Raw genomic sequence first — 22,559 nt, 5'->3', positions numbered from 1 at the left:
AATGTGATATCAGCGATTAAGTGTTTTAAGGTATTGCTTAATTGCATCTTTAACCGCTGTAGAGCCTTTCAGAGGAAGCAGTTTCTCCCCTATAGCTAAGTCTTTAAGGTTTAAAAAAGTAACAAAAAAATCTGGCAATAGAATCGTTGTATATGGCTTCGTTTTTAATAAACGGGAGTTCGTTCTGTGTTTCCCCATTTTCACCGTAGGGCTTATATTGAATTTTAGGTGCCAGTTATCAGTATCACAAAAGATTCCATTACCTTCTGAATCTTTTCTTTCTATTCTTTTCAGCGTTTTAATTAAATCTATGTCTACACCCAGAAATAGCGTTAAAAATATCACACGCTGTAATACATTCACTGGGGTTTTTAATATATCTTTCTTTCTCTGCTGTAAGAGTGACTCAGTCAAATAGAACAGCTCATGAGGTTGTAAAATATTCGATGAGCAAGCAGTAAGGTTATGTGACTTTTTTACTTCTTTCTGTATTGCTAATTTTCGACTTTTATCTTTATGACTGTCTCGAATTATAGATATATCAGGTCGTTCATGTTTAGGCTTAACCTTGTTTTCTGGTAAGTGCCTAACAATTGTTAAAGAGGGATAATCTTCGGAACTATCTAAACCTCCTTCTACATGAAACTGGTTTATCTGCTTATTTATTAAAGTAAATGTGTATAAGTCTTCGCTACCTTCAATACGATCAACTTTATTTCTCCAGTATGAACCTCTTAACTTCGTTTTATGTATCCTTTGAAAATTAAGCTTTGGTTTCCAATCTAATCGATAAAAATGCTCAAGATCTCTAACATAACCTTCTAGTGTATGATTTCGAGGTTTATCACCTTTAAGCTTATGTCTATAATGTTGTAGCTGCTCAGCAATCAGAAGAGAATTATCACCATCTAAAATAGATTGATCTGCATTTCTATCGGTAACAAATAATCGAAATGCACGTACTGATACTTCCTCACGACCAACATTTTTAATTTTTGCCTCATTAGAAAAAAAATGCTTTAAAAAAGTTAACGCCGCTTTATTGAAGAAATCATTATCAAGCTTAGATAATGTAATAATTAACGCGTATATTGGCCTTTCACTCATCCAACCTTTTGCTAAGCGATCTAAAGAAAATATTTTCCATTTATCTGGGTTAATATCTGCAAAGCAACCAAGTACCTCCCCTTTAATACCAAAGATTTCTTTAAATTTTTCATGATGATTAGTGGATATGTTCTCTAAATAACTCACCACATGATATAACCCTCTGAATGATTCAGGGCACTCAATCTTCTCAAGAAAGTTATCTATTTGAGCTACATTATGATCATCTAATTTAGGAACCAGGTTTTTGAGCGCATATTCAGATTCCATAAACTACAAGCTCTTTTTTGATATAGACAAGAAATTAGATACTTTCTCTGTCGTATCTAGATTTGGAAATAAAGATAGCCATTCTTTAGACTGGTAAATACTTCGCTTCCCCTGATCTTTTTCAAACCATGCGTGAAGGAAAAAGCTGATCTTTTTTGTATCGCTAATAAAGCATTTTGTAAGCAGCATATTAGTAAGATCAAACTGAATAATATGTTTTCTAACTAAACCTATTGGTTTTTTACTTAGTATAAAAACAGGTACTTTATAATCTGAGTGTACATGCCTTTGAGCTATCCCTTTACGAATCATATTAAGGGTAAATACACCTGCAACGACTCGAAAGTGATTACGATATCTGTAACAAATAATAGGACTTTGTAGCGCCGCTAAATTGAATAAATTAGCAGTATCGCCATTTTCAACATTACATCCCCTAAGGCCTGATATAGGGTTCGCTTCTTCAAAAAGCTCTTTGAGAATATCATCGTAAAATATTTCTTCTACGCATACAGAAGTGAATTCATAATTATCCAAAAGTTGATCATGAAAGCGCTCAATAATCTCAAACATAAACACCCTAAATGCAAATTTAATTTACTATTTAGGAACTTTAGCATTGTGACCAAAAAGCGACCAAAAGCACTGCTATTTATGCGATAGCGCTCAAAAAAAGCCATGATGAATATTGGTTAATCTGTTGTTTTACAGCTAAAAACTGATAAAACAAAACTTTAAAGATAGTGATTAAGTTTAATTATACTGTCTTGACATGGTAGGGGTCGGTGGTTCGAGTCCACTCAGACGCACCAAATTCTCTTAAGATACGAAGAAGCCTGCTTTTAAGCGGGATTTTTTGTGTCTGAAATTTATTTTAACTCCTTGGCAGCTAACCATCCCCTACTTCTGATTACGTCATCCTCATTAACGTTTCACTCTACTAGATATCAACAGAGCACTCTTTTATTGAAATCCCGTTTTAAGAGTAACAAAGCGTTACTAGGATCATGATTTATAAGGAGTAAGTTTAGTATGATTGTCTTACTTTGTAGACATGAAAAGATATAAACAAACTTCTATATCTGCTGCTAATTAGAAGTTTTTATAGGAGAAAATGATGGACAGCATACTTATATTTGTAGTTCCGGTTATTGGTTTATGCGGAGTAATAATAGGCGCACTAATCCAAGCTTTCTTTAATAGAAAAAACCAAAAAGTAAGTCATCTCACAGAATTGCAAAACAAATCATATGCTGATTTTTTGAACGCAGCATCAAAAATAGCAATTGCTCAACGAAACAATGATCGCAAAGAAGTTGAGAATGAACTCGCAAATCTAGCAGATGCTAAATCTCGCATTTGCGTTTATGGCGACTCATTCGTAATAAGGCAATTAGCTACATTTCTAAGAGCTGGAGGTACTTTACAAACAGAACAAGAAATTCTTGCTTTTACCCACTTATGTATTCAAATTAGAAATTCGGTTGGGTTATCGGATAAAAACCTTATATCTCAAGACATTTCTCAACTTTTGTTCAGTATTGATGTTAAAGATACAAAAACACCATAGACCATATAAAAGTAATTTAATTTTATGAGTCATATAGTTACTCACTAAGTAACTAAGATTATGAGTATGTAAACTTATAACTCCCAACAAAGCGGTGATCTCTCACCGCTAATCCAATATCCGATCAAACTGCTCTATTTGTTGTTTTTCGTTTTCGGTTAACGCCCTTCGTCTTGGCGTACCTGCGACACGTTCTGTTTCACGTGCTGGCGCATCAATATAAACAGGTGAACGATCAATCGCTTTAAAAAACTGTTGCCATGCTTGATTGCTTAAAATAAGTGTGGCGGTGGTAACATTGGGCACACCGCAATAGTGCGTTGCGGTTCGAAGCTCTTCATCAAGTAAGGGGATCACTTTATGCTCTGTATCATTGATCATTGCACAAAGTGATACTGCGCCAGAATCAACATTAAGCATTTGTTTTAAATCTTCAATGCTTGCCATCGTCAAACCTTTAACACCGAGCATCTGCCCCATTTTTTTTAGGCATACTTTACGCTGAGCGTTATAAGCAAATAAGAAGAAGCTGTGTTTTTTACGATCCCGTAAAAACAAATGTCGCAATTGGATCCCAGGTATATCATCAGATATATATGCTTCAGATTCTTCACAGCTTATGGATGATGGGTGCTCTACAAGTTGATAATCAATTGAGAATTTATCAAGAAGTTGAAGGACGCTATTCATATATCCATCCTATATCAATCAAGAAAAGCAGTTTATTTAATTAAAAGCTATTCGTATTTAATGAATACTCTTTTTTAAATAAGAAATGATGTTAATAAATATAAAATTAAGGCGACGCTAAATACGTCGCCTATATACTCATTTAATAAATAAAGCTAATTAATGCTTATATTATTTAGAGATGTGAGCAATAAGATCTAGCACTTTATTTGAATAACCAATTTCGTTATCGTACCAAGATACGACTTTAACGAAGTTATCATTAAGTGCGATACCTGCTGCTGCATCAAAAATTGAGGTATGTGTATCACCGTTGAAATCTGTAGAAACCACTGCATCTTCTGTGTAACCAAGAATGCCTTTTAGTTCACCTTCTGATGCTGCTTTCATTGCTTTACAGATAGTTTCGTAAGAAGCTGCATTTTTAAGGTTAACCGTTAAATCAACCACTGAAACGTTCGCGGTTGGTACACGGAATGCCATACCTGTTAGTAGGCCGTTAAGCTCTGGTAATACTTTACCTACTGCTTTTGCTGCACCTGTTGATGATGGGATGATGTTTTGAGAAGCACCACGACCACCACGCCAGTCTTTCATTGATGGACCATCAACTGTTTTTTGTGTTGCTGTTGTTGCGTGAACCGTTGTCATTAAGCCTGATTCAATACCAAAGTTATCATGAAGTACTTTAGCAATAGGCGCCAAACAGTTAGTGGTACAAGACGCATTCGATACAATATCTTGACCTGCATACATATCTTGGTTAACACCCATAACAAACATTGGCGTTGCATCTTTCGATGGTGCCGTTAGTACCACTTTTTTCGCACCCGCTTCAATGTGTTTACGTGCCGTCTCATCAGTTAAGAACAAGCCTGTTGCTTCTGCTACAACATCAACATTAATTGCATCCCATTTTAAATCTGCGGGGTTACGCTCTGCGGTTACACGTACTGTTTTACCATTAACAACCAAGTTACCGTCTTTCACTTCAACTGTACCGCTGAATCGACCATGAGTTGAATCGTATTTAAGCATGTATGCCATGTAGTCAACATCAATAAGATCGTTAATACCAACTACTTCAATATCATTACGCTCTTGCGCTGCACGGAAAACAAAACGACCGATACGACCAAAACCGTTAATACCTACTTTAATTGTCATGACTGTTTCTCCATAACTTAATTTGTAATGAACTATGTTTTATTAAAATAATACGCTCTTTTGAGATAGAGTCATTTCAATTAACTTGACGATAGCAATCGAAATTTTTTAATCGTTTTTTCCTCTCATTGTGAGGTACAAATAATAATTAGCTACGAGGTAAATAAATTAGATTTAATACCTTGAGTTAGTAAAAACGAAAAAAGCGGTGATCACTCACCGCTTTTGTTTATCTATATCATTTTAGTTATTACAGCTTTGTCCAAGCATCTTGCCAGTAAACGCTGGTTGCTGGCGCGTAAGCACCGTTTGAACACCAGCCTGAGTTTGGTCAAGGCTTACATTGGTAAAGTTGCTCATCACTTGCACGAACAATGTCACCTTCTTTATAAGCAGTACCTGCTTGATACGTTGGGTATTCACCCGGTGCTGGTGGCGTGATTTCAGGTTTTACAGACGTACAACCTTCTGTTGCTACTTGCTTCCAAACGCCCCACTCACCTGTTGTTCCTGGTTCTTCACCTTGTGTCCACCAGCCTGCTTGCCATACCACACCGTTGTGGCTCACTTCATCACCCGCGACATAAGTGTTGTTTGCACTCCACGTGTTTTCACAAACTGCGCTACCTTCAACCGTCACTACACGTTGTGCCTGTGTGGTTTGTTGTGCGCTATCTGTGACTTGGTAAGTCAGTGTGTATGTACCCGCTTGGTTAGTATCAACCTCACCATCAATAATGATGTTTGCTGTTAAATCACCGTCTTCAACATCAGAAGCGGTAATGCCTGCTTTAGCATTAAATGCATCACCAAATTGAATGGTGGTGTCTGTAATGCCAGATAACACTGGTTTTTCACTGAACACTTCTACATTACGTACCACAACCGATTCGCTTAATGCGCTGTCGTATGCTTTGTAAGTTAAGCTGTAATGACCCGCTTTATTCGTATCAACGCTACCTTCAACGACGATAGATGCTGTTACATCGCCTTCGTAATCATCCATTGCTGTTACACCTGCTAATGGCGCAAACAGATCGCGGTGTGCGATTACCACATCTTCAACACCACTGATCACAGGCGCTTTACCTGCTTCTGTCGAAACAATATTGGCTTTCAATGTTGTTTTCGCAGGAGTGATATCCATTGTATCTAATACGTCACCACCACAGCTTACTTCTGCACGGTATGGCTTCAGTGCACTTTCAACGTTGATGTGGAAACGGTTCATAAAGCCCGCTTGTAGGCGACGGCTATGTAAGTTAAAGGTTTTAGTTCCTGCTTCGTGGGTGAATACATCTACCTTACAAGATGAAGCCGTGAAGTTATCAACGTAAACGCTACCATAAGCACCATGCAGTGCTGGGTACATATAAGTTGGTAATGCTTTCTCTGGATCGTAGTAGCCCACTAATGTTGTGACTGGAATACCTTGCTTGTATGGGATCAAGTCAAGCTGATCGCCAATTGTCACGTTCTCATCTAATACCCATAGTCCATTGGTGTAAGTGAACGCGTATTTTTTATCACGAACTAGCGTAAAGCTTTGATCGTTGTAGTGAACATTGGTATTCCACAATGACGTAACTTGTAGATAAGCTGTTTTACCTTCAAATGCTGCATCACTTGGCAGGTAAATATTACCAATCCATGCGTGGTTTTTAACGTGTACAAATACCACATCGTTGTTTTCAAATAATTGGTAGAACTTGTCACTTTCAGGGCCGTATTCATCAGGACCTAAACTTTCATTCGGGCTAACAACAATAGAGAGAGCAAGATCATCTGCCGTTTTATTCGTCCACGGTTTCATGACTTTCTCATTATGATCCCACTTACTAAAGCCTGTTGGTGATGCAGGATCAAAATTAGCTTTGTTCTCTAAGAAGTCTTGGAATACGCTTAGCTCGTATGGGGCATGTAAGGTGTAAGCGTTGTATTTAGGGTATAAGGCTGAACCACCAGACATAGTGCCAAAGCCAAAGCTATGACCTTCAAACGGTGCAACACACTCCCCTTCGTAACATGACTCTTGGTTCGTTACACCTTTGGTAAAGTTTGGAATAAAGAAGTTTTTATGAACATCCCAACCCCATGTTGAGTTCACTTCCGTTGAGCTCTTATGAATAGCACCGTTGTAACCACCTGGGTAGTGATTGCCCACACCTAATTCGTGACCAACTTCATGGCTAAATTCATTGCCTGTCGAACCAACAACAGAGGCAACACCTGCGTATGAACCTAATAAACCATGTGCTATTAAGCCATCAGTGTAGTTACCAATAGAGTTATTCACAGTCACTTGCGCTGCATGATATGGCGCACTGATATTCCACTGGCTTGCAGGACGTACAATTGACGAGTTCACACCATAACTTGCACTGTTGATACCAGATGAAATTAACTCACGGGCAATACGGTAGTGCGAGTCACTGCCATAAGCATCAGCTTCACTTGGATCAACGCCAACCAACACACGACCATCAGGCAACATGATTTCTTCAAGATGCACTGACTCATAAGGGTTAACGATCAATTTACTGATCTGAATATTTTGGAAATATTGACGATGAAGATCAGGATCTTTCATGAACTGGAATTGATCTCTTGGCTCAGTTAATAAACCAATATCGATCGTATTTAAGATCATGCTGGTATTAGCACCGATCTTAATGCCTGAAACAGTCCCTTCTTTATTGCTCTCTGCGCTAAAAGTTAAGCTCAAACCTGGTAGTATGGCTTCTGCTGGTAGCACAGCTGAATAGGCTTTATCACTGTAAGCAACACGGCTGATTGCCATATCTGCTTCACCGTACCAAATACCATCAACATTCTGGTAAGTGAATTGATTACCACGGCTAATGGTATCTGTGCCCTGTGAGTAATCGATTTGAGAGTTGTAACCTGCATCCGAGGTAAAAGTGATCTTCTTATTATGGAAAGCTTTGTCATCTGGCAGAATAAAATGACGAGCCCAATGACCATCACCAGTAGAAACATGGATAGTATCGTGCTGCGCAATCAGCGCTTTAAAATGGGATTTGCCAGCTTCACCAGCAATTTGACCAAGATCGTTATTGCTAGTAACAGTGAGAGAAAATTGCTCAGGCTTAATAATCTCAACATATTTATCTAATTTACCCGCTACTTGCGGCAACTGTTGCGGCAAACGCATAACGGTTTGGTAAACCACTTCATTGTTTGCGTTTTTCGCTGTCACTGTTAGTGCTTCACCGCTTTCAAGCATGTCAGCTTGTGGTTCAAACATCACTAAACTGCGACGTAGTGATACGAGGTGCGGTTGACGATCGTTTTCAATTTTGTTGCTCGTTTGCATGATCACGCTTTGAGCAATACTTACGCTACCTTGTAGGCTACCTTGTGTATCAGAAGGTAATGCTTTCTTATTAAAATAAAGCGTTTCTGGTGCTGTGGTTGATTTTGTTTCTGCGTAACCGTATTGCGCCATTAGCAATGCAGGTAGCAAACTAACTAAATATTTCTTTTTCATTACATCCACACAAAATTAACATATCTAGCGCGAATATAGTGAATAAATAAGAAGGTGAAAATCAATTTATCTTACTGATTTGTAAGAATTTATTAAACCTAAAAACGTCAAAAAAACAGCCCTGAAACACCGATTTTTTGACGCATGATATTGCATCTAAAATGTTAATTCATGACTATAAATAATATCTATTAATACAATCACTTATTTGGTATTTCTAACTGTTATCCATCTCTTGGGGCGAGCTTTAAATCCCTTTTGATCGTTCAGGATCTTATACTAATAAAGAATTTGACTCTTTAGCGTCAAAAATAAAACATCTCATTTTTATTGATAGTTATACCAATAAAGCAAAGCGTGGATTTTTAACTCTGCTTCATTATCCGTTACAATCAGTCTTCTTTTCTCTATCCTTGTAGGCGTAATTAATATGAGCAAGCAATCCCAATTTACCGATGAAGAGTACAAAGCGTTAGCTGAGCTCATGGATTCCTACAACCGCACTTTTGCGGTCTCAATTACCACACTGGTTATCGCTGTAATTGGCTTTATTATCGCTGAAACCCAAATCGGTTATTTGATCACCCCAACTATTCGCTGGATGTTCGGCTTACTGGTGATACTACCTTTAACCATTACTTCCATTGGCTCTAAATACGATTTCAATCACCTGACATTTACCATGCCAAAAACGATTCTTTATAGTGTGCTCAATGTCGTAGGTTTAGTCTCAATCATGGCGATCGTGATAATGCTCAATGGCTAAATCGAAATAACGGTAGAGAAAGATGAATATCTTCTTCTTTCTCTACTATTGCTAATTTTTATCTGAAGGTTTAATCACAAACCGATTTTTACTTCCATAATCTGTGCAAAATTAGTGTGCACTTCGTCAAATTTTTTATATGACAGGTGTCACGTTTTCTTTTCTCCTCGCCTGTTTAACTGTATGCACTATGACGTTCACTTAAATACAGACGATGAAAAAAATCACACTACTTTCCGCACTTATTGCTTCCACACTCAGTGTGCCAAGCTTTGCCTGTACCACCATTTTAGTTGGCAACCAAGCAACCAAAGATGGTTCATTCATTGTGGCACGTAATGAAGATTACCAAGCCAATAACACCAAACAATTTATCTATCACCCAGCAGAAGCTAAACAAAAAGCCGACTTTAAATCTAACGCTAACGACTTTACTTACCCTGCTGCTGAACATGCATTGGAATACACTTCATTGTCTGATTACGACACTAAAGGTACCAGCATGGGAGAAGCTGGCTTTAACTCTGCTGGTGTTGGTATTTCTGCGACAGAAACCATTTATAACGGCAGCAAAGCACTCGCGGCCGATCCATATGTCACTAAAACGGGTATTGGTGAAGATGCGATTGAGAACGTGATCCTACCTCGCGTACATACAGCTAAAGAAGGTGTTGAATTACTCGGTAAGATCATCGAAAAGCAAGGTGCATCTGAAGGCTTTGGTGTTGCATTTGTTGATAAAACGGGTATTTGGTATTTAGAAACTGGTAGTGGTCACCAGTGGATGGCGCAAAAGCTTCCTGCGGATAAATACTTTGTTTCTGCCAACCAAGGTCGTTTAAGCACTTATAAACCTCATAATCCGGATTACTTAGCGTCACCAACGTTAGTTAGCTTTGCCGAAAATCATGCTTTATATACGCCAGTGACAGGCGAAGCCTTTAATTTCCACAAAGCTTACTCACAAGACACCCAAAACGATGTGACCTATAACTACCCACGTGTGTGGACGTTACAGCACATGTATACCCAAGGGCTAAAGACCAAAATCGATCAGGGTCAAAACTTCCCAGTATTCTTAACGCCAACACACAAATTAACGATTAATGACGTTGAGCAAGGTTTAAGAAATCATTACCAAGGTACGTCTCACGATCCGTACGCCAATAACAATCCGAAAGAACCTTACCGCCCTATTTCCGTATTCAGAACCCAAGAATCCCATATTCTTCAAGTACGTCCATCATTGCCAATTGCGATTGGTGAAACGGAATACATGGCTTATGGTATGTCAGCATTAAGTGTTTATATCCCTTACTACCAAGGCATGACACAGGTACCAAAAGCCCTGACATTAGGTAACGATAAAGCTGACGACCAATCTGCTAACTGGCAGTTCCGCAAACTACAAACCCTTGCAATGACAAACTGGAATGAGTTTGCGCCTATTGTGCAAAAAGCCTATCAACAATTTGAGCAGCAAACTGCAGTAAAACAGCAAGCGTTAGAAAAGCAATACTTAGCGATTTACAAGAAAGAGCCTAAAAAAGCCCAAGCACTGATCAACCAGTTTGAGCAAAAAACCGTCGATGATGCGCTAACACTTACCCATGATCTGACAAATACGTTATTAACAAAAATGACCCACGACACCGACATGCTTTATCACTTTGAAGGTGCATAAATAGCGTCAACAATAAGAGGCAGGGTGGTCTCTTATTTTCATCTCGGCTCAGTGTCGCATTTTGAAACAATTGGGATATATATTCTTTTCTCGCATCTTATATGATGTAGGCATCGAATTTACCTTTATTCAACAAAATGCGAACACTCCTTACACTTGTTAGCTCACTATTTTTGCTATTCGTACCTTGCATTGTTTTTGCTTCATCACCATCACAAGAAGCGAAAATCACCTTAGGTCGATACCTGTTCAATGATGTTCGCTTATCAAAACTCGGCAATCGTAGCTGCGCTTTATGTCATTCTCCTGATCTTGGCTGGACTAATCGCTTTAGCAAAGTTCCAGATATTAATGGCAAGCCAACCACATTAAATACCCCTGCTTTACTCAATACTGCGCACTATTCACAGTTCATGCAAAGCCGTGATGGACTTAATACGCTTGAGCAAACCATTATGCTGCCATTGTTTGGCACAACCCCAACAGAAATGGGGATGACAGAACCGTTATTACTGCAACGTTTACAACAAGCATCTGATATTTATACGCCTTTATTTACAGCCAGTTTTCAGTCACCTGAGTTTTCCACCAGCAAAGTGATAGATGCACTAGCAAGCTATGTGACCACCATTACGAGTTTAGATACTCCATATCACCGTTATTTAGCAGGTAACTCAGCAGCATTAAATGATCAGCAAAAAGTGGGATTGGCACTATTTAATAGCGAACGGCTTAAATGCTCGCAATGCCACAGTGGCGAGTTACTTAATACACCTAAAGATAAAGATGATCCTGTGTATGTCAGCACGGGGTTATATGGAATTAAAAACCAAGACGGTAGCTATTTATACCCATCCCATGAACGTGGAAAAGCCAGCTTTAGCCATAACGACTCAGATGATGGTAAATACCGTATTCCATCATTGATCAACGTTAGCGAAACCGCACCTTGGGGACATGATGGCAGCGTACAATCACTGGAACAATATATTGAACATTATGCTGCTGGTGGACGAGTTATCACTGTTGGCAAGAATGCTGGTGATGGTCGGTTACACCTCAACAAAGATCCGAAAATCACAGAATTTAGATTATCTACGACGGAGAAAAAAGCCCTTGTTGCCTTTCTTCAAAGTTTAACAATAACCAAACTACCTGCGCAGCAACACCAAGATCCTTTCTGCCAGTTAGTACCATTAAAAAATAAAAAAGACAGCCCGAACTGTCTTCCACCTTTTAAAGTGAAGTCATGAACACCATAAACAAAACCATGAGCAAGACGATTAAATTAATTACTTTAGGCGTGTTATTCAGCCAATCAATGGCAGTAAGTGCAGCAACTGAAGTGAACCCTGAGCACAAAGGACGTAACGACTATTTTGCTAAGAGTTATCAGCCATTATGTGCAATGCCGACCAAAGTTATTGCGACAGCATCAACCCTTGATGCAGCAAGCCAGCAAGAGTTTATTTTAGATAAGCAGTTAGGCTTTGATACTAAGCTAAATGCCAAAGGTGAAACCTACATTCAGCTAGCAATTAAAGAGTGGGATGAGAAATTTATTGTTGGTGTGACACCAAAAGTGCAAGTCACCATGGCTGGCGCTGATGTACTAGGCGCAGATATTGTTAACTTACAATGTGAAAAGCAAAACCAATACCTCACCCATTTAAACACCCATGAATGGGGGAGCTATACCTTGAAACTAACAGGTAAGCCTAACGAAGCAGTAAAAGTGCAGATCATCACCACCGATTTGTAATTAAAGAAAAGCCACAGCGTGATACATTGGCTGTGGCTTACCACTCATAATCCGGTATTACGATGGTATTCTTGTTCGGCAAACTCTTTGCCTTTTTCCGTTGCAGTAGCACAGGAATCAGGTGCAATATCACCACGCTCGACAACATATTGCTGAAGCTCTGCTGCTTTATCATTACGGTTAAAGAACTCGTGATAGCCGATATTACGACAAAGCTCCCAAGAAGAAACACCCGCTGCATCTTTTACGGTATAGCTATTTGATGGCGTTCCCGAACAGCCCACTAGCCCCAATGCAATCAGTGAAAATAACACCTGCTTTTTCATCAAACATCCTTCTCTTAAACTTTATCTTAATGATTTATCAGTAGAATATCATACCATCTGCAAATTGTAGTCTTACCTGTGTATAAACCAACATAAAACACCATCATTCATTAGACGTAGATAATATAATTTCCTAATATACCCGCTATTCAAATGCGTTTATGATCGTAATAAATAACACCTTCATCGCCATAGCTATTTTTAGGATCCACCATGAGCAATTTTAATCTTTATACTGCCCTTTTACCTTGCTTTGACTGCCGCCAGCAAAAAGCAGAAGCAAGCCTAGGTTGGCTAACACCCGCTATGCATGAATCTGTGCTTGAGCAAGTAAACGCTATTGTTAATGATAGCAATGATTACCCTGATGATATCGTCACAACAGTCACTTGCTCAGTTGATGAAGCAAAATACTACCTGTTATTAAATGCCTTTGCTTATTCTGAAGAAGAAATGCAAACCATCGGCGTTGACCCAGATGATCTTTTTGAAATTGAAAGAGAAATCAAAACCAGCAAAAACGCTGATGGCATGATTGAACTCGAGCATGAAATTGCCCTACAAGGCTGTAATGCTTGCTGCCCTGAGTAACCACCTTCGCTATGGTGTGCAGCGCTGTACACCATAGCTATTGCCCTATCTACTACTGACTATTTACCGCTCTCTTGAAATCTGACTGTAAAGCCCCATCTATTAAAAAGAGAATTAATAATAAGATTCAGAAGGTAATATGTTATGAATCCCTATAAGTGTAACGTTAGTTATAATGATTGATATCTACGGTTGTGTAGCCAAACGAAACCAAAACTTAATTCTTGTAGGGTTAGTATCTTACTTATAGGTTGAGGTTTAGTTGACGTGGTATTGGCAAACTCATTTATGCCCCAATGTTACTTAGATCAAATACTCATTCATATCGTGTTAACCTGATTTCAGATTAGTTTTATTTGTAGTTAATCAAACTTATTTAATACATCTCTTACTCTCAACATTCCCAATAAATACTTTGAAACAAAATAATGCAATCAAGCTCATGATATTTATTAATTAAATTGATTATGATTATCGAGATTTATGGGCATTCTTTTGCGTAAAAGTAAGAGTGCTTGCTAATTATTTGTTAGTTGCTTTGTAGTTAAAGGAGGAAATGAGTTGAAGTTGGGGCTCGCAGAAGTTATTGCGCTTGCTGCATTTATGTTTTCATTATTTTCATTGTACGTAACAAGCTATTGGCGATCGTTTAAGTTTGCGGCTAGGTTGGCAAATATACACCATAGAAAAACGGTTACTTCAGATTCAATAAAACGCGAACGTATAGTCGAGTTAGTCGCATCGAGTTTAGGTAATCAAGCAGTTTACATTGATGCGCTCTTTGTTCGAAAAAGTACAGATAAGGTTGATTCGGCAAAGTACTTTCCCGTTAAAACTTACATACCGTGTAGAACAACCTGTTTGGTCAGTGTTGATATTGTCTCTGTTTATTTTGAGAAAGGCGAATGCTATGAGATGAGCTTTGACCTTTATATGCCAGATACATCTAAGCTTGTGGTTAAAGATACTTTTCTTGTAACTGATATTAACTCTGACGGAGTAGTTAGCTTCTCTAAAATGCCTCGTTTTAGGTCTAATCTACATAGCTTTTCGTGGTTGACGAATTATCGAAAGTGGAAAAGTGTTAAACGCAGCTAACAAACAGCTCAATAGAGCATTAACTGTTACGGAAGATTTGGAGGTTACCATTAGATTCTATATTTCCTTAGGTGCAATAGCATTTATTTCGCTATGCGTAACCTTTGCTGCTCCAATTAATGAGATATTTAAGGGTGTTACTGCAATTCCTGCCGTTGGTGCGATGGTTGCTGCTCTATATCAACTTGTTCGTGATAACTCAGCTCATGAGCGGAACAAAGAGCTAAACCTACAAAAACAAAATCTAGCTTTGGCGTCCTCATCTCATATGGCAAATGCGGTATTCGATAAACAAGCAGAGTTTTCAGACCAATATGTGAAACTCGTTTTAAAAGCATTCAATGATCTTAGAACTAAAACTGACTACGATGAAGCTCATGCTTTTGCTGCTGATTTAACTATTCTTCGGTTAGAGTATATGAACTGGCTAACTGAAGAAATTGATAGCAACCTCGAAGGTTTCGAAAGACAACTAAGAAAACTTGGTGCTAATTCTCAATATATAAAAATGCCAAAAGGTGAAGGTACCGTTCAAGAGCATAGAGATAACGCAGCACGAGAATTGTTAGACATTAAATCAGCTTTTATTGATGTCCTTGAAAAATCGACACATGACCATGATGCATCGTTGATTACGTTATCGAAAAAAATAAGAGCTATTCTTGGTGTAGAAGAGTTGGCTCACCATAAAAACAACATTTTAAAGCATAACGGTAAAAACAGTTAACAAATAAGGATATGTGTCGCGCAGCCAACACCTATCCGAAGTGTTGGACAAGCCCAAGCCACCTTATATAAATATTGCAAATGATATAAAGGGTAACGTTGAAAATACGTCGATTGTTACCCTTACTTTTCCTAATACTTACTCCCCAAAATAGAACAAGCAATTAACTAACTTTTGTCCAATATTGAGCTAGTAGCTGTTACTAGCTCATGTGATCACCAAGTGATTTAATCTGTTAGTAAACGTCACTTTTTAGACTTTTATGCGCAAACACCGCCCTGATTGAATATTCTGAAACCAGTAACATCATTAACAAAATTATAACGTCAAACTTGTACTTGTTTTATATGCTTTTTCTTATAGATATGCATGCTTTACTGTACAATTGTCTTGAGCTTCGATCACGAAGTTCGTTAAAGATGCATATTGTTAAATAGAAGCTAAATGTCGAAAATTTCATTTTAATTATTTTCACCAAGCTCTACTCTCATGCTTTGCACCAAGTAAAATTTTAGTGATAGGTATATTTCCGTGTATTCTTTTAATAACTCTTCATGTTTATCTAATGGAGGTTGGATTTTATTCAAGGTATATTTAGTAGCAAGTTTTATAGTCTTATTGTGGTTTTCGGAAAATTTCAAAGATACGTCCGATAATTCATTATTTATATTGAAATACAATTCAATAATCATGACTATCTCTGAATACAAGCTATAAAAATAACTCCTACTATCGAATAGCTCATTTTCTTGTATATTGTTCGGATAAAGAAAGTCTACCCTAATACTATAATATTCAACAACTTTCTCGTATAGCAGCTCTATTTTTTGTCTTCGCAATTTCTGATTTTCTTTCTCCAATTACTATTTTCTATATCTGACTTTATAGTCTCTGTTGTAAGTGTTATGCATTTTTGTTCATCAATAATACTATCTATTTTTTCACTTATAGCTTGTAATCTTCCAGATTCTTTTGCTTTAGATATAGATTTTTCCTGATGTATGATTTTTTCGATTTTTTCATCAATTTCATCAATTTTCCCTGACAGTTTGTTTCTTGATACCACATAGGCAGTAAGACCTGTTCCTACAACACCAAGTAGAAATGATCCCAATGATCCCAATGAAGCCACTAAATTTAGTAAATCCATAAATTATCCATAATTGCCTTTAAGGTTTCCTGTGACATTAATATTAAATTTTGGGATTTTTTTATTCAATGCGCATAAATAGCTTTATTGTTAAATGACCGCCCACAGTGGCGGTCTTTTTGTACCCTAAAGGTACTTGTGAAGAAGTTACCAATACTTTTCCTAATATCAATCAGCCTGAATAGAGCTGGCTATCTAACAAAGTTCTGTCCAGAAAAATGTTACACGCCCACCTACGCATAAAAAATCGTTTGTTGAGTAGCCAAGCATAAATCGCACGCCTATACTGTGCTTATGTACAGTTAAATTGAGTGCGTATGATTATTCTAAAATCAACATCTGACTTTGAGATAGAGAGCGTCAAATATCCCAATTTCCCTTTACTAACTTGGGAAGCTGACAATCCAGAATTAGGAATTGAATCTGGAATGCTTTGTGTAGAGGCAATGCAGTTCTTGATCTATGAGTGCTTAAAACGAGGTCGAGTGAATAGTGAGAACACTTGGTGGACGTATGGCAATCATTTAAGTCAATTCCTGACATTCTGTGAGCAGAACAGTTTGGATTGGCGAGACATTTCAGAAAGCAGTGAAGATGAAATGCTGGTCAGTGCTTATCGTGACCTTTGCGTTGGCGAGTTTGGTATGTCCGTTAATTCGACGAATCAGCATTTAAGGACGATAGTGCGTTTTTACTCTTATGGTGTCGGTAAGTGGTTTAAATCATTGCCTTACTCCCTAGAATCCGTTTCAGTGAAAAAAGGGCGGCAGTTTTTGGCTCATACCGAAAGAAACGGTGGTAAGAAGTACAGCCCTGATTTGATGATGAAAACCGTTGAGAAGAAAGCTGAGTTTTTGTCAGCTATTGAAGTGCAAGAGCTATTAAATGCCATAAAGAACCCAACGCTAAAACTGATGGTGCGCTTATGTCTACAAACAGGCATTAGACTTAATGAGCTGTTGCTTTTCCCATTGCATGTAATACGAAAACCTACAGGAAACCGAGCTTACTACGAAGTTAATATCTCACGAACTAAAGGTAAAAAAGAGCGCAAAATACACATTCCATCAAGACTGATGGAAGACTTGTGGCGTTATGTCAATGAGGCTCGATTTCAGAAACAACAAGAATCAGGAGTGGTGTCAGATTGCTTGTTTTTAACGTCTGATGGTCAAGAGTGGACTTCTCAAGGCTCAGCCTTTGGCAAGGCTCTCAAGTCGCTCAATTTACCCTTTCATGTATCACCGCACATGCTAAGACACACGTATGCAACACACATGCTCAAAGGGTTGTTGGAGCGCAAAACCAGCAAGTTTGAGCCGTTGATGTACCTACAAGCTCGGCTTGGACATTCAAGTATCACAACCACGATGAAGTATTTGCACTTGGTGAATGACTTGGTTGATGACTTATCGATTGAATATCAACAACAAATTGATGCGATTGTGTAGGTGAAGTATGGCGAGACAACGAAAAAATCTGACGATTAACAAAGACAAGCTCAAGAAAACATCAGTGGTTGAACCAACAATTGTTGCAGCTCAAAATCAAGAGTCTGTTCGCCCACTCAACCCTGTTGTGAACTATCCCAGCCTCGGCTCAAAAGGGGGGAATGGCTCTAATTTCGATTTTACCTCTTACTATGGCAAGGGCTATGACGACATCACCAACCGAGCGTTCTACACCGCAAAAGCATTGCTAAAAAATACCGATGCTTTGACCGAAGAAACTCAACGAGGTTATCTAAAAAGCGGCTTTACCTATTTTGCTGAATACCTTGCGCTATTTCGCTGTGCAACTGGTCAGGACTTAACGCAAGCGGATATCACGCCAGAGTTAATCGAACAGTATTTACTGCACCTTAAAGGCAGCGAGTTGGCGTTTGTCTCTCAAAAAGAAATTTATTCAAAACTCAAATCATTGCTGACACGCATGAAAGAAAAGGGTTACTGGTCTGCTGTTGGTGACATCAATCTAAACAGTGATTTCTTCCCCAAGAACCCATTTCCCAATTCAAACAAGCGTGGTGGCGGAGGGCAAAAGCCACTTACTGAACATGAAAAAAGACAGGTGGTGGTTGCGCTAAAGCAAGCAATTAAGCCAATTTATAATAAGATTGAACCACTGACAGGTTATGAATTAACGGTGTGCTTATTATCGATAGCGATGAAGACAGGCATTAACACCTACCCACTTCTTAACATGACAACGGAAGCATTGAGCGACCACCCACTTAAAGAGAGTCGCAAACTGTTGACTGTGTTTAAAAAACGAGGCAATGCAACGCAGTTGCACAATCTGCGTAAATCAGAAGAACTTGAGGTGGCGCAAGGGATTAAACTCGATGTGGCTTATCTGATTGAGGCGATTATTGAGCGCAATGCCCATATAAGAAAGGCAACCAATAGCGACGTAGTGTTTGTCTATGAGGCTACAAGTGGGGGCAAAGGTACAAAGAAAGACACTGCCACTTCCTTAGAAAAACATTCTCTTGAGTACCACATCAACAAATTCATCAAACAGTACGACCTAAAAGATGAAGATGGACGGACGATGAAGCTTAATGTAAGCCGCTTTCGCAAGACGTTCATTAATGGCATCTACGATCTAAGTGGAGAGAGCTTACTGATTGCCGCACAGCAAGCCAAGCACAGTGGTACAGGAACGCTTGATCACTATTTACAAGCCCCTGAGCAATCAAAGCGCAATTTAGGCTTAATGGGCGAGATACGAGTCAAAGAGTTAACGAGCGCAGAGCCGAGTGTTCCTGTTGGGCATTGTAAAGACCCTAAGCATGGTGATAAAGCCCCTAAAGATGGCACGTTCTGTAATGACTTTCTAGGGTGTTTCCGTTGTAAGAGCTTCGTTATCACAGGTGATGATTTATATAAGCTCTTTAGCTTTTATTGGGCGATTATTCGCAACCGTGATGAATTTGGACGTAAAGATTGGAAACGCCATTTAAAACATGTCCTCAGAATTGTGGATGAAGAAGTTGTCCCTGAGTTTGCAAAACTTGGTCAATTGCAGCGTGTAGCGGCTGAAAAAGAACGAGCAAGAACCGACCCACACCCATACTGGCAAAATCTTGATATGTTAAAGGTGACGAAATGAGTGCTATTGAGTTAATACTTACGCAAGCTAAATTTATAGCTCAACAATGCCCACAGCCAAGCGATAGCTCACTAGAGCGAGCCATTGATGGCTCGCTTTCAGGTATCGTGACCTACATTAAACTTGATAACGGTGAGTATCAAACGCTCTCTCGATATGAGCACGACATATGGGTGTTTCCAGCCAGTAAAGGCACTAAAGCCACCACAGCGAATGCCTTGAAACTTAACTTTGCCGCTATTTCAGATACTCAAATGAAGCGCATGGCAAAATGGGTAGTATGGAGCAAGATGAAAGAGGATTTGACAGTTGGCTCTCTGAAAAGTGTTTTGAATCACTTGAACACTTATTTTCAGTGGGTGTTGAGTTCAGATACCACAGTGACACATGGACTCACCGCTTTTACGTCCAATGCCTATGTTAAGCATGTAAATACCCTTACCTCAAAGCAAAAGGGTGAAATTAAACCACTGGCGACATCTACTAAAACGCAAAAATTTATTGCCCTAGAAAACTTGTATCGCTATTGCAAAGAGTTTGATTTTGTAAAAGAGAATCCTTGGTCTGAATCAAGTGCTAGTGAGCAAGCAGGAATGGTTGGTGAAGCTTATAAAGAAACAATCGGTAAGCCCAAAACGCCCATTATTCCAGATGGGGTGTTAATTCCACTATGCCAGCTCACCAAGTCATACCTAGACAGAGCTGATGAAATTCTGGCATCAAAAGGAAAGAAAGAATCATTGCTACTGCGAGATAGCTGTATCTTTTGGTTATTGCTGACCACAGGTATGCGCATCCATGAAGTGCTAGGTATTAAGCGTGGGGCGTATCGCTCTGAAACGCGGGATGACATCACCTATTACTATATCGAAACTGTATCTGAAAAAACGCATACAGGGTTAGCAGAGTGGATTGCCCCAGAGATTGCTACTCAAGCGATTGATATTCTTGGTCGTCTAAGTGCGCCACTTCAAGCGCAGCTTGAGCGTAATTTAGTAAAAGCGAAAGCAAGCAATGACCATTCAGAAGTGCATCGCCTTGAACAGATTTCAGACCACATTTGTCTAGCGAAATCCACAAAAACTAAATCCGTCACCATCCTGTCTGGCAATACCATTACAAATCATAGGTTGCCAAATTTATGCAAGCAAGTTGCTAGTGATTGGAATCTATCATCGCATCAGTTTAGACGCACCTTTGCTAATTATGTCGTGCATTCAGAATTGGGTGATTTGAGGGCATTAAAAGACCACTTTAAACATTGGTCTATTACCATGACCGCCTTATATGCCTTTAACGATAATCTGGATGCGGAACTATTTGAAGAATTGCTCCGAGAGAAGTATCTGGTTGAAGAAGAAATTAAGCAAGATTGGTTTGAGCTAGATACACCCATTACAGGGGGGGCTATGGCTCAAAAAATCATGCAAGTCCGTAAAGATGGCGAACTGATTAAAGTCTTTGGCTCTCTCAGTGATATGGCTAAAGCATTCTCAAGTTCTATACCTATTCGCTCAACAGGTCTTGGGTGGTGTACGAATGATGATGAGTGCAAGTGTGGCAAACCAGACAGTTGTGAAAGCGGTATTGTCGATAAGCGGCACTTGCCTTATTGGGGAGGGTTGCTCGTTCAGCAAATGAAGTTGATGCAGTTGGATGACATTGGAGAGGCTGGTAGAGCCGCAGCCCAAAAAGGTATGGAACGTTGTGAAAAGGTATTAACCGCTTTGGGAGTTGATGTTGAAGTCATGAAGCAAGAGATTAATCAGAGAGAGCATATTGAGGTGATAAATGTCTAACCAAAAAGAAAAAGCGACACACAAAGCGGTTCGGCTTGCCATTATTCGCATAGAAAAAGGTCGCCCTAATATTGTTGATGCTGGTCGTAAAATGAGTGTGGCTGCTGTTGCCGAAGAAGCGGGTGTAAGCCGAGCGTTGATTCATCGAGATTGTCCTGATTTGTTAGAGCGCATTAAGGGCGGTGTTAATAAAGGTATTCGACAACAGCGTGATGCCAAGCAACATGAACTCAAAGAATATAAAGAGCGCAATCGAGAATTGCGCTCTGAGGTGGCAGAGCTAAAAGCAATGTTAGCTAAAGTTCAGTCACAAAATGCTACGTTAATACGGAAAAATATGGCATTAAGTAGTGGAAGTGAAACAAACAGCAATATTACTCAGATAGTTTACAGTAACTAGCTGTATTAAAGAGTAATAATATTAAAAACTTGGCGATTTATTGATGTCTAATCATCAATAAATCGTAACAATGAACAAAGTCATGTAAAACAGCTAGTTAACTGTAGTTACATGTAACGTGGTATTTATAACTTATGAACAGTCCAATTATAGATGACTTAACTTGGCGCTATACCACCAAAAGTTACGAGCCTACCAAGAAGATTTCCGCTGAAAATATGGCGATTATTGAAGAAGCACTACGCTTATCCGCCTCTTCTATTAACTCGCAACCTTGGCGTTTTATTATTTTAGAATCTGATGAAGCGAAACAGCGCTTTAGCAACACATTCGCGAATAAATTCTTTCCAAATAAGCCACATGCTACTAATGCCAGCCACATCATTTTGTTTGCTCATAATACTCATTATTCCAAACAAGATTTTGAAGCCGTGATTGATCAGAATATTCTGGATGGTCGTCTTACTGAAGATAAAAAAGACGACGCTGTGAGCAAGTTTAGTTTTGCCGATTTATATACCGAACCTAATGGTTACAACGCGAACTGGACGAAAGCACAACTATACCTTGCTTTTGGTAACATGCTGCATGTATTAGCTCGCTTAAAAATCGATTCCACACCACTTGAAGGCATTGATATTCAATTAGTGGAGAAAGAGTTTAGCCAGGAGCTTGAAGGTTTCTCTTGCCCTGTTGCACTCGCTATCGGTTACCATGATGAAAGTGATTTCAATGCGAAGTTACCAAAGTCACGCCTACCTGCTGAGAAAGTTATCAAAAAGATATAATCTCGCCTCACATAATAAAAAGCTGTAAACGCAGCTTTT

20 protein-coding genes are annotated in these 22,559 nt (G+C 38.9%); 13 read left to right on the top strand and 7 right to left on the bottom strand.

The features are described 5' to 3' along the window. Positions 1-9 precede the first annotated feature (9 nt). Both Q7674_RS13520 and Q7674_RS13515 read right to left on the bottom strand, forming a co-directional pair. Positions 10-1,377 carry a hypothetical protein gene (locus tag Q7674_RS13520; RefSeq protein WP_305423992.1) on the bottom strand — a complete coding sequence of 456 codons (1,368 nt, stop codon included), beginning with the start codon at positions 1,375-1,377 and terminating at the stop codon, positions 10-12. Positions 1,378-1,380: 3 nt separating this feature from the next. Continuing rightward, a complete protein-coding gene (locus tag Q7674_RS13515) occupies positions 1,381-1,950 on the bottom strand; it encodes a hypothetical protein (protein WP_045063431.1) in 570 nt (189 codons plus the stop codon). A gap of 541 nt (positions 1,951-2,491) precedes the next feature. Here Q7674_RS13515 and Q7674_RS13510 point away from each other — a divergent pair. Further along, positions 2,492-2,947, top strand: a complete 456-nt coding sequence (locus tag Q7674_RS13510; RefSeq protein ID WP_305423990.1) for a hypothetical protein — start codon at positions 2,492-2,494, stop codon at positions 2,945-2,947. Positions 2,948-3,055: 108 nt separating this feature from the next. On the opposite strand, the gene Q7674_RS13505 is transcribed toward Q7674_RS13510, so the two are convergent. The 3 genes from Q7674_RS13505 to Q7674_RS13495 form a co-directional block, all read right to left on the bottom strand. Then, entirely contained in the window at positions 3,056-3,637 is a 582-nt protein-coding gene (locus Q7674_RS13505; RefSeq protein ID WP_052679868.1) for a YbaK/EbsC family protein, read from the bottom strand. 171 nt (positions 3,638-3,808) lie between these two features. After that, positions 3,809-4,804, bottom strand: coding sequence for a type I glyceraldehyde-3-phosphate dehydrogenase (gene gap / locus Q7674_RS13500; protein ID WP_045063427.1), 996 nt, complete (start codon positions 4,802-4,804; stop codon positions 3,809-3,811). Positions 4,805-5,135: 331 nt separating this feature from the next. Beyond that, positions 5,136-8,315 (bottom strand): M66 family metalloprotease, encoded by a 3,180-nt coding sequence (locus tag Q7674_RS13495; RefSeq protein ID WP_305423987.1) that lies wholly within the window; start codon positions 8,313-8,315, stop codon positions 5,136-5,138. 430 nt (positions 8,316-8,745) lie between these two features. On the opposite strand from Q7674_RS13495, the gene Q7674_RS13490 reads away from it, so the two are divergent. From Q7674_RS13490 to Q7674_RS13475, 4 genes are all read left to right on the top strand, one after another. After that, complete coding sequence (locus tag Q7674_RS13490; RefSeq protein ID WP_045063422.1) at positions 8,746-9,081, top strand: hypothetical protein; 336 nt, start codon at positions 8,746-8,748, stop codon at positions 9,079-9,081. A 214-nt stretch (positions 9,082-9,295) separates the two neighbouring features. After that, positions 9,296-10,765 carry a C69 family dipeptidase gene (locus Q7674_RS13485; protein WP_045063420.1) on the top strand — a complete coding sequence of 490 codons (1,470 nt, stop codon included), beginning with the start codon at positions 9,296-9,298 and terminating at the stop codon, positions 10,763-10,765. 137 nt (positions 10,766-10,902) lie between these two features. Continuing rightward, complete coding sequence (locus Q7674_RS13480) at positions 10,903-12,018, top strand: cytochrome-c peroxidase (RefSeq protein ID WP_052679867.1); 1,116 nt, start codon at positions 10,903-10,905, stop codon at positions 12,016-12,018. Then, positions 12,015-12,527, top strand: coding sequence for a hypothetical protein (locus Q7674_RS13475; protein ID WP_045063418.1), 513 nt, complete (start codon positions 12,015-12,017; stop codon positions 12,525-12,527). Before Q7674_RS13480 ends, Q7674_RS13475 begins: the two co-directional genes overlap by 4 nt. A 44-nt stretch (positions 12,528-12,571) precedes the next feature. Here Q7674_RS13475 and Q7674_RS13470 read toward each other — a convergent pair whose 3' ends face one another. After that, complete coding sequence (locus Q7674_RS13470) at positions 12,572-12,853, bottom strand: putative periplasmic lipoprotein (protein ID WP_045063417.1); 282 nt, start codon at positions 12,851-12,853, stop codon at positions 12,572-12,574. Positions 12,854-13,066: 213 nt separating this feature from the next. Between Q7674_RS13470 and Q7674_RS13465 the strand changes: the two genes are divergently transcribed. From Q7674_RS13465 to Q7674_RS13455, 3 genes are all read left to right on the top strand, one after another. Continuing rightward, positions 13,067-13,444, top strand: a complete 378-nt coding sequence (locus tag Q7674_RS13465) for a hypothetical protein (RefSeq protein WP_305423983.1) — start codon at positions 13,067-13,069, stop codon at positions 13,442-13,444. A 561-nt stretch (positions 13,445-14,005) separates the two neighbouring features. Then, positions 14,006-14,542: a hypothetical protein gene (locus Q7674_RS13460; protein ID WP_045063413.1), complete on the top strand. Its 537-nt coding sequence runs from the start codon at positions 14,006-14,008 to the stop codon at positions 14,540-14,542. Further along, complete coding sequence (locus tag Q7674_RS13455) at positions 14,526-15,269, top strand: hypothetical protein (RefSeq protein WP_045063412.1); 744 nt, start codon at positions 14,526-14,528, stop codon at positions 15,267-15,269. Before Q7674_RS13460 ends, Q7674_RS13455 begins: the two co-directional genes overlap by 17 nt. A gap of 820 nt (positions 15,270-16,089) precedes the next feature. Here the strand turns inward: Q7674_RS13455 and Q7674_RS13450 are convergent. After that, on the bottom strand, positions 16,090-16,419 hold the full coding sequence (locus tag Q7674_RS13450; RefSeq protein WP_045063409.1) for a hypothetical protein: 330 nt from the start codon (positions 16,417-16,419) through the stop codon (positions 16,090-16,092). A gap of 317 nt (positions 16,420-16,736) precedes the next feature. Here Q7674_RS13450 and Q7674_RS13445 point away from each other — a divergent pair, with 317 nt between their 5' ends. The 5 genes from Q7674_RS13445 to Q7674_RS13425 all read left to right on the top strand — a co-directional run bounded on the left by Q7674_RS13445 (position 16,737) and on the right by Q7674_RS13425 (position 22,520). After that, a complete protein-coding gene (locus Q7674_RS13445; RefSeq protein WP_045063407.1) occupies positions 16,737-17,870 on the top strand; it encodes a tyrosine-type recombinase/integrase in 1,134 nt (377 codons plus the stop codon). 7 nt (positions 17,871-17,877) lie between these two features. Continuing rightward, entirely contained in the window at positions 17,878-19,533 is a 1,656-nt protein-coding gene (locus Q7674_RS13440) for a hypothetical protein (RefSeq protein ID WP_045063406.1), read from the top strand. Then, positions 19,530-21,332 carry a site-specific integrase gene (locus Q7674_RS13435; protein ID WP_045063405.1) on the top strand — a complete coding sequence of 601 codons (1,803 nt, stop codon included), beginning with the start codon at positions 19,530-19,532 and terminating at the stop codon, positions 21,330-21,332. Before Q7674_RS13440 ends, Q7674_RS13435 begins: the two co-directional genes overlap by 4 nt. Next, on the top strand, positions 21,325-21,732 hold the full coding sequence (locus Q7674_RS13430; RefSeq protein WP_045063403.1) for an ATP-binding protein: 408 nt from the start codon (positions 21,325-21,327) through the stop codon (positions 21,730-21,732). Before Q7674_RS13435 ends, Q7674_RS13430 begins: the two co-directional genes overlap by 8 nt. 134 nt (positions 21,733-21,866) lie before the next feature. Continuing rightward, entirely contained in the window at positions 21,867-22,520 is a 654-nt protein-coding gene (locus tag Q7674_RS13425; protein ID WP_107229640.1) for a nitroreductase family protein, read from the top strand. Positions 22,521-22,559: the final 39 nt, after the last annotated feature.

This window comes from Photobacterium leiognathi (assembly GCF_030685535.1).
GTDB lineage: Bacteria > Pseudomonadota > Gammaproteobacteria > Enterobacterales > Vibrionaceae > Photobacterium > Photobacterium leiognathi.
The sequence above is the reverse complement of the archived record's forward strand: the minus strand, read 5'-3'. Positions and strand labels throughout refer to the sequence as shown.

Coding starts and splice junctions, on each gene's coding strand:
- Q7674_RS13490 (WP_045063422.1), top strand. CDS start 8,746: ATGAGCAAGCAATCCCAATTTACCGATGAAGAGTACAAAGCGTTAGCT.
- Q7674_RS13430 (WP_045063403.1), top strand. CDS start 21,325: ATGTCTAACCAAAAAGAAAAAGCGACACACAAAGCGGTTCGGCTTGCC.
- Q7674_RS13515 (WP_045063431.1), bottom strand. CDS start 1,950: ATGTTTGAGATTATTGAGCGCTTTCATGATCAACTTTTGGATAATTAT.
- Q7674_RS13465 (WP_305423983.1), top strand. CDS start 13,067: ATGAGCAATTTTAATCTTTATACTGCCCTTTTACCTTGCTTTGACTGC.
- Q7674_RS13480 (WP_052679867.1), top strand. CDS start 10,903: ATGCGAACACTCCTTACACTTGTTAGCTCACTATTTTTGCTATTCGTA.
- Q7674_RS13450 (WP_045063409.1), bottom strand. CDS start 16,419: ATGGATTTACTAAATTTAGTGGCTTCATTGGGATCATTGGGATCATTT.
- Q7674_RS13470 (WP_045063417.1), bottom strand. CDS start 12,853: ATGAAAAAGCAGGTGTTATTTTCACTGATTGCATTGGGGCTAGTGGGC.
- Q7674_RS13475 (WP_045063418.1), top strand. CDS start 12,015: ATGAACACCATAAACAAAACCATGAGCAAGACGATTAAATTAATTACT.
- Q7674_RS13485 (WP_045063420.1), top strand. CDS start 9,296: ATGAAAAAAATCACACTACTTTCCGCACTTATTGCTTCCACACTCAGT.
- Q7674_RS13435 (WP_045063405.1), top strand. CDS start 19,530: ATGAGTGCTATTGAGTTAATACTTACGCAAGCTAAATTTATAGCTCAA.
- Q7674_RS13520 (WP_305423992.1), bottom strand. CDS start 1,377: ATGGAATCTGAATATGCGCTCAAAAACCTGGTTCCTAAATTAGATGAT.
- Q7674_RS13425 (WP_107229640.1), top strand. CDS start 21,867: ATGAACAGTCCAATTATAGATGACTTAACTTGGCGCTATACCACCAAA.
- Q7674_RS13445 (WP_045063407.1), top strand. CDS start 16,737: ATGATTATTCTAAAATCAACATCTGACTTTGAGATAGAGAGCGTCAAA.
- Q7674_RS13440 (WP_045063406.1), top strand. CDS start 17,878: ATGGCGAGACAACGAAAAAATCTGACGATTAACAAAGACAAGCTCAAG.
- gap (WP_045063427.1), bottom strand. CDS start 4,804: ATGACAATTAAAGTAGGTATTAACGGTTTTGGTCGTATCGGTCGTTTT.
- Q7674_RS13510 (WP_305423990.1), top strand. CDS start 2,492: ATGATGGACAGCATACTTATATTTGTAGTTCCGGTTATTGGTTTATGC.
- Q7674_RS13505 (WP_052679868.1), bottom strand. CDS start 3,637: ATGAATAGCGTCCTTCAACTTCTTGATAAATTCTCAATTGATTATCAA.
- Q7674_RS13495 (WP_305423987.1), bottom strand. CDS start 8,315: ATGAAAAAGAAATATTTAGTTAGTTTGCTACCTGCATTGCTAATGGCG.